Below are 6603 nucleotides of genomic sequence, written 5' to 3'. Positions count from 1 at the left end.
CCGGCTCAGCAGCTGCTCGGCCTCGGCGACCGGGACCGGGCAGGCGTCGCGGCTGACAGTGGCGGTGCCGATCGCGGCCCGGGCGGCCGACCATTCCGTACGCCGGTGCAGCTCACCGGCCCGCAGCCGGGGCACCGCGACGGCCGCGAAACCCGCCCCGATCAGCAGCACGACACCCACGGTCCAGATCGGCCATGACGACATGAAGGAGCAGCTCCGGTGGAATTCGAGCGAGTATCGGCCACCGATTGTGCCGGACGGCATCCATCGACCGCGCAAGGCCCGCTTGCCCGCGTCGGCGTCATCGGGGCCGGGCCTTATCGGGATCGGCGCTATCGTCGTCGGCACGGAGGTGGCGGGTGACGCGGGTCGTGGTGGTCGGGGACGTCGGCGCGTGTGCGCGGCACCTGGCGGACGCGGTCGGCGGGCTGACCCGCGACGAGGACACCGTGATCGTCCAGGTCGGCGACCTGGTCGACCGGGGGCCGGACAGCTCCGGCGTGCTGGCCTTCGTCGCCGGGCGGCTGGCGGACGCGCCCGCCCGCTGGATCCAGCTCATCGGCAACCACGAGTCGCAGTATCTCGGCGGTGGCGTGTTCTGGCCGGAGCCGCTCGCCGACAGCGACGCCGCCCTGCTGCGCGGCTGGTGGCTGCGCGACCAGCTGCGGGTGGCGGCCGCGGTGCGGACCGCCGAGGGCGAGGAGTTCCTGCTCACCCATGCCGCGCTGACCGTCGGTGCCTGGCAGGAGCTCGGCGCGCCGGTCACCGCCGGGACCGCCGCGGGCCTGCTCAACACCCGGCCCGAGGAGCTGCTGTGGCATGACCGGGGCCCGCTCTGGGCGGAGGCCGGCCCCGACGTGTACGAGTCCTGGCTGCACGCCCCCGAGCCGCCCCCGTTCAGCCAGCTGCACGGCCACTCGAGCATCGTCGACTTCCGCCACCGGGCCTGGCTGTGCGGCGAGCGGATCCGGCAGCGCAGCACCGTGGACTGGGCGGCCCGGCACACGTTCACCAGGATCGGCGGCGCCCGCTTCGTCGGCGTCGACCCCAAACACGGCCGCGCCGGCGCCCCGCGCTGGGCGCCGCTGGTCTTCGAGGATGCGACCCTGATCGGATGAGCGAAACGGATCACCCGACGATGGAGCCGCTCATCGGCGACTGGCACACCCAGGGGGAGATGTACGGCGACGACGGCACCACAGTGGTCGCCGGCATCGACGGCACCGACGCCTACGAGTGGCTCGGCCCGTTCGTCGTGCACCGCGTCGACGTGGTGATCGGCGGGGAGCGCACCCGGGCCCTGGAGATCTTCGAGCCGTACGACGCCGCGCGCGGGGCCTTTCCGACCCGGGCCTACGACGACCGGGGCGGCGTCGAGACGTCGGCCGCCACCGTCGACGGGGACGGGCAATGGACCTTCCGGGCCGCGACGGCCCACGCCGTGTTGCGCGTGGCCGCCGACGGCCGGTCGATGCGGGCGCACTGGGTCGTCCGGGCTGCGGACGGCCGGGAGCGGCCCTGGATGGAGCTGAGGTTCAGCCGCCGATCCTGATCATGTTCCAGGACAGGGCCGGGAGCTCGGCCCGCAGCCGGCCACCGTCCAGTTTGGGCTCGCTCAGGTCGCGCGGCCGCACCCGGTCGGGCTGCTGGACGGTGTTGATCGCATCCGGGTCGTCGTCCGCGAGCACCGTGTGGGTGGCGGTGGTCAGGCCGGGCAGGGCGCGCAGGTCCACGTCCAGGGTCATCGGCTCGGTCTGCGACCGGTTCACCGCGAAGAGCACCACGCCGCCATCGGTCTGCACGGCCACCGCGTCCAGCAGCGGGACCTCGCCGTGCCGGGCCGTCTCGTGCGTCGGTGCCGTGATGGCCGGCTGCAACACGGTGCCGCGCCCGTAGCGGGTCGTCAGCGCGTACGGGTGGAAGCTCGCCTGCCGCCACGCCGCGCCGCCCGGCTCGGTCATGATGGTGGCGATGACGTTGACCAGCTGCGCCTGGCAGCCGATCTTCACCCGGTCGGCGTGGCGCAGCAGGCTGATCAGCAGGTTGCCGACCACGACCGCGTCGGTGACCGAATAGACGTCCTCGATCAGCCGGGGCTGGTGCTCGACGTCCAGGTTCTTCTCGCCGGCGAAGCGGCTCTGGTACCAGACGTTCCACTCGTCGAACGAGATGTTGATCCGCTTGCTGTGCCGGCCCACCGCGCGCACGTGGTCGGCCGTCGCGACGAGCTCGTCGATGAACTGGTCCATGTCGGTGGCGCAGGCCAGGAAGCTGTCCCGGTCGTCGCCGTGCTGCTGGTAGTAGGCGTGCATCGAGACGTAGTCGACGGCGTCGTAGGTCTCGGCCAGCACGGTCGCCTCCCAGCTGCCGAACGTCGGCATCTGGCGGCCCGAGCTGCCGCAGGCGACGAGCTCGATCGACGGGTCGACCTGGCGCATCGCCTTGGCCGTCTCCAGCGCCAGGCGGGCGTACTCCGGAGCGGTCTTGTGGCCGATCTGCCACGGGCCGTCCATCTCGTTGCCCAGGCACCAGGTCTTGATCCCGTACGGCTGCCCGCCGCGCAGGTCCGACCAGTACGTGCCGCCCGGGTGGTTGCAGTACTCGACCAGGGACCGGGCCGCGTCGATGCCCCGGGTGCCCAGGTTGACCGCCATCATCGGCTCCACGCCGACGGTCCGGGCCCAGGTCATGAACTCGCCGACGCCGACGTGGTTGGACTCCAGCGAGCGCCAGGCCAGGTCGAGCCGGGTGGGCCGTTCGCCGACCGGGCCGATGCCGTCCTCCCAGCGGTAACCCGAGACGAAGTTGCCGCCGGGATAGCGCACGAGCGGGACACCGAGCTCGCGGACCAGGTCCGCGGTGTCCTGCCGGAAGCCGTTCTCGTCGGCGCTCGGGTGCCCGGGCTCGTAGATGCCGGTGTAGACGCAGCGGCCCATGTGCTCGACGAACGAGCCGTACAGCCGCGGGTCCACCTCGCCCACCCGGAACGCGGGGTCGACGGTCATGGTGGCGGAAAGCATGCTCAACCTTTCAGGCCGCTGCCGGCGATGCCCTCGACGATATGACGCTGGAACAGCAGGAACACGGCGACGAGCGGGATCGCGCCGAGAATAGCCGACGCCATCGTGTCCGCGTACCGGATGCCGAAGGCCCCCTGCACCGTGGCCAGGCCGACCGGCACGGTCATGATGTCGGGGTTGCTCAGCACCAGCAGCGGCCACAGCAGGTCGTTCCACGAGGTGACGAAGGTGAAGATGGCCACGGCCGCGACCGCGGGGCGGGCCAGCGGCATGATGATCTTCCGGTAGATCCGCAGGTAGCCGGCGCCGTCCATGCGCGCGACCTCCTCCAGTTCGCGCGGCAGGCCGTCGAAGAACTGCTTGAAGATGAACACGGCGATCGCGGTCGGGATCTGCGGCAGGCTCACCGCCCACCACGTGTTCAGCAGGCCCAGCGCGTCGAACTCGCGGAACCAGGGCACGATCAGCACCTGGCCGGGGATCATGATGCCGGCCAGCACCAGCCAGAACACCACGTTGCGGTAGCGGAACCGCATCCGGGACAACGCGTACGCGGCCAGACTGGCCACCAGCACGGTGCCCACCGCCGTCAGCGTCGAGATGAACAGGCTGGAGCCGAACCAGGTGAGGATGTCGGTGTCGCGCAGCACCCGGCTGAACGCGTCGAGGGTCGGGTCGGAGATGGCCCACGTGGTCCTGGTGGTCTCGGAGTTGGGCTTGAGCGCGGTGTCCAGCGCCCAGGCCAGCGGCACCAGCCAGAGCAGGGCGAAGGCGATCAGCACGCCGAAGCAGATGCGGTTGAAGAGCTTGACGCGTGTCTCCGCCCGCTGAGCGAGATCCGTCATGGGTCAGACCCCCTTCTCCTGGCGGCGGACGATGGTGAACCAGACGGCGGAGACCAGGAGCACGACCACGAAGAACAGCATCGACACGGCCGCGGCGTAGCCGACCCGGAAGTTGGTGAAGCCCTCGTCGTAGACGTACTCGAGGATCGAGCGGGTGGCGAAGTTCGGCCCGCCCGAGGTCATGATGTACATCTGGTCGAAGACCTTGAGCGAGGCGATCACCTGCAGCACGGCCACCAGCGTGGTGGTACGCCCGAGCATCGGGATGGTGATCTTGCGGATCTGCTGCCAGGGCGAGGCGCCGTCCATGGCCGAGGCCTCGTAGAGGTCACGCGGGATCTCCTGCAGGCCGGCCAGGTAGAGCACGAAGTTGAACCCGAGCGTCCACCAGATGGTGGTCATCGCCAGCGACGGCATGGCCCAGTTCGGGTCGCCCAGCCAGTTCGGCGAGGTGATGCCGATCTTCAGCAGGCCGGTCTCGATCAGCCCGAGCCCCGGGGTGTAGATGAAGATCCAGATCAGCGCGACCACGGCCGAGGGCAGGATGAACGGCGCGAAGAACGCCAGCCGGAAGAACCACCGGCCGCGGCTGGCCCGGTCGGCCAGCAGGGCGAAGACGAACGCGAGCACGATCAACGGCGGCGTGGTCAGCACGGTGAACCACACCGTGTGCCACAGCGAGGACCAGAAGTCGCTGCTCTGCAACGCCTCGGCGTAGTTGCCGAAGCCCGCGAAGCCGGACAGCCCGGGCTTGACCAGGCTGGTGTCGAAGAAGCTCATCACCAGGCCGTAGATGGTCGGGCCGATGATGAACGCGAGGTACAGGATCAGGAACGGCGCCAGGAAACCCAGCGCGGGCAGGCCGGTGCCGGGACGTTGCTCCGGCGGGGCCCCGTCCTCGGTCGCGGGGCGGGGGCGTACGACGGTCTCGGTGGTCACCAGGCACCCCCTCAGATGGGTGACGCGGTCGTGGACAGGTTCTGCAGCTGGCCGCGCATCTGGGCGATCGCGTCGGCCGGGGACTGCTGGCCGCCCAGGACGGTGGCGACGGCGGAGCCCATGACGATCTCGAAGTTGGAGCCGGAGCCGGAGTACCAGCCCTCCGGGTCGTAGACGGCGGCGTCGGCGGCCGCGGAGTAGTTCGACTGCGGCGTCATCGCCTGGTACTCGGCGCTGTCCCGGAACGGCAGCCAGGCCGGTACGTGCCCGCCCTCGGCCCAGGTCTTGCTCTGGTCCAGCATCGAGCGCACGAGCAGCAGCGAGCGGTCGAGACCCGCCTGGCTCTGGTCCGGCCGGCGGGGGATGACCAGGGTGTGCGAGTCGGCCTGCACGGCGTACTTGTCGCCGCCGAAGACATTGGGGAACAGCGTCATGGAGAACGGCATCTTGGCGGTCTGGAAGGTGGAGATCTCCCACTCGCCCTGGAAGTAGAAACCGGCCTGGCCGTTGGCGAACGTGGCGATGGAGCCCTGGTAGTCGGCGGCCGCGGGGAACAGGCCCGACTTGGTCAGCGACTGCAGGAAGGTCAGCACCTGGCTCGCCCTGGCCTCGTCGAGGACGACCCGGCGGCCCTGGTCGGCCAGCACCTCGCCACCGAGCTGGCTGTAGAGCGACTGGAAGATGCGCCAGGGGGTCGAGGTGTCGTTGTTGATCGTGACGACCCCGCCGTACGCGCCGGAGGCCTCCTTGGCCTTGCGCATCGCCTCGGTGAACTTCTCCGGGGTGTCCAGCGGGGTCAGCGCCCCGGAGGAGTCCAGCAGCCCCGCCTTCTCGCAGATGTCGGTGTTGTAGAACATCACGAACGGGTGGGTGTCGATCGGGATCGCGTACGCCTTGCCGTCGACCAGCCCCGCCTGCCAGGCCCGTTCGGTGAACAGGTCGGCGCTGATGCCGTGCCGGGCCAGGTCCGCGGGCCGCAGCTCCTCCAGCAGGTCCGAGCTGACCAGCGTCTTCATCCGGGTCAGGTGCGAGATGGCGACGTCCGGCGGTTTGTCGCCGAGCGTGGCCAGCGCCAGCTTCGTGTAGTACGGATTGCCCCAGGCCAGGGTGACCGCGCTGAGCGTGACGCGGGGGTTGGCGGTCCGGAAGGCGTCGAGCATCTGGGTCATCCGGACGCCGTCACCGCCGCCGAACAGGTTCCAGTAGTCGAGCGACCCGCTGGTGTCGCGCCCCGGCGTCACGCCACTGCACCCGGTCAGCCCGAGGGCCGCCGCCGCGGCCGTGCCGCTCAACAGAGCGCGTCGGGTCAGTGTCATGACAGGAGCCTCCCGCCGTGCTTCATCACGAGTCCACAGATCGGCCTTCGCAAGACGAGAACGATCGGACGCGAATCGAGAAGGATCGCCGGTGCTGACCGGTTCACGCGCCGAGCGGCACGGGGGTGAGCAGCCGGGTGATGTCGTCGCCGGTCATCGGGCGGGCGAAGTGGAAGCCCTGGGCGTAGCGGTAGCCGGCCTCGTACAGCCGGCGGGCCTGCGCCGCGGTCTCCACGCCCTCCGCGACGGCCTCGATCCGCAGGCCCGTGGTGATGGCGATCAGGCTGTCCACGATGACCGCCTGGGCGGTGCCGGCGGTGACCCCGTCGACGAACGACTTGTCGACCTTGAGGACGTGCACCGGGCAGTCCACCAGCAGGCTCAGCGACGACTGCCCGGTGCCGAAGTCGTCCAGCGCCACCCGCAGGCCGAGCTCGTGCAGGGCCCGGACCGCCTCCAGGCCGGGGCCGGTGCCCAGCACCG

8 protein-coding genes are annotated in these 6603 nt (G+C 70.5%); 2 read left to right on the top strand and 6 right to left on the bottom strand.

What is annotated here, in order from left to right; genetic code table 11:
* On the bottom strand, positions 1 to 204 hold a 204-nt coding region (locus AB0C29_RS27350), incomplete at its 3' end, for a DUF6403 family protein (RefSeq protein WP_360825712.1).
* A gap of 155 nt (positions 205 to 359) precedes the next feature.
* Between AB0C29_RS27350 and AB0C29_RS27345 the strand changes: the two genes are divergently transcribed.
* Both AB0C29_RS27345 and AB0C29_RS27340 read left to right on the top strand, forming a co-directional pair.
* Positions 360 to 1118, top strand: coding sequence for a metallophosphoesterase (locus AB0C29_RS27345; RefSeq protein WP_360825709.1), 759 nt, complete (start codon positions 360 to 362; stop codon positions 1116 to 1118).
* Positions 1115 to 1552: a VCBS domain-containing protein gene (locus AB0C29_RS27340; protein ID WP_360825706.1), complete on the top strand. Its 438-nt coding sequence runs from the start codon at positions 1115 to 1117 to the stop codon at positions 1550 to 1552. Before AB0C29_RS27345 ends, AB0C29_RS27340 begins: the two co-directional genes overlap by 4 nt.
* On the opposite strand, the gene AB0C29_RS27335 is transcribed toward AB0C29_RS27340, so the two are convergent.
* From AB0C29_RS27335 to AB0C29_RS27315, 5 genes are all read right to left on the bottom strand, one after another.
* A complete protein-coding gene (locus AB0C29_RS27335) occupies positions 1536 to 3020 on the bottom strand; it encodes an alpha-N-arabinofuranosidase (RefSeq protein WP_360825703.1) in 1485 nt (494 codons plus the stop codon). The genes AB0C29_RS27340 and AB0C29_RS27335 overlap by 17 nt on opposite strands.
* Before the next feature lie 2 nt (positions 3021 to 3022).
* Entirely contained in the window at positions 3023 to 3865 is an 843-nt protein-coding gene (locus tag AB0C29_RS27330) for a carbohydrate ABC transporter permease (protein ID WP_360825701.1), read from the bottom strand.
* Between the two features lie 3 nt (positions 3866 to 3868).
* Positions 3869 to 4804: a sugar ABC transporter permease gene (locus tag AB0C29_RS27325; protein ID WP_360825698.1), complete on the bottom strand. Its 936-nt coding sequence runs from the start codon at positions 4802 to 4804 to the stop codon at positions 3869 to 3871.
* 11 nt (positions 4805 to 4815) lie between these two features.
* Positions 4816 to 6120: an extracellular solute-binding protein gene (locus AB0C29_RS27320; RefSeq protein WP_360825695.1), complete on the bottom strand. Its 1305-nt coding sequence runs from the start codon at positions 6118 to 6120 to the stop codon at positions 4816 to 4818.
* Between the two features lie 103 nt (positions 6121 to 6223).
* Positions 6224 to 6603 (bottom strand): EAL domain-containing protein (locus tag AB0C29_RS27315; protein ID WP_360825693.1); only part of this gene is annotated, 380 nt, incomplete at its 5' end.

It is taken from the genome of Actinoplanes sp. NPDC048791, from assembly GCF_040650095.1.
In the GTDB taxonomy this organism is placed as follows: Bacteria; Actinomycetota; Actinomycetes; order Mycobacteriales; family Micromonosporaceae; genus Actinoplanes.
This window is presented reverse-complemented; position numbering and strand designations above follow the sequence as displayed.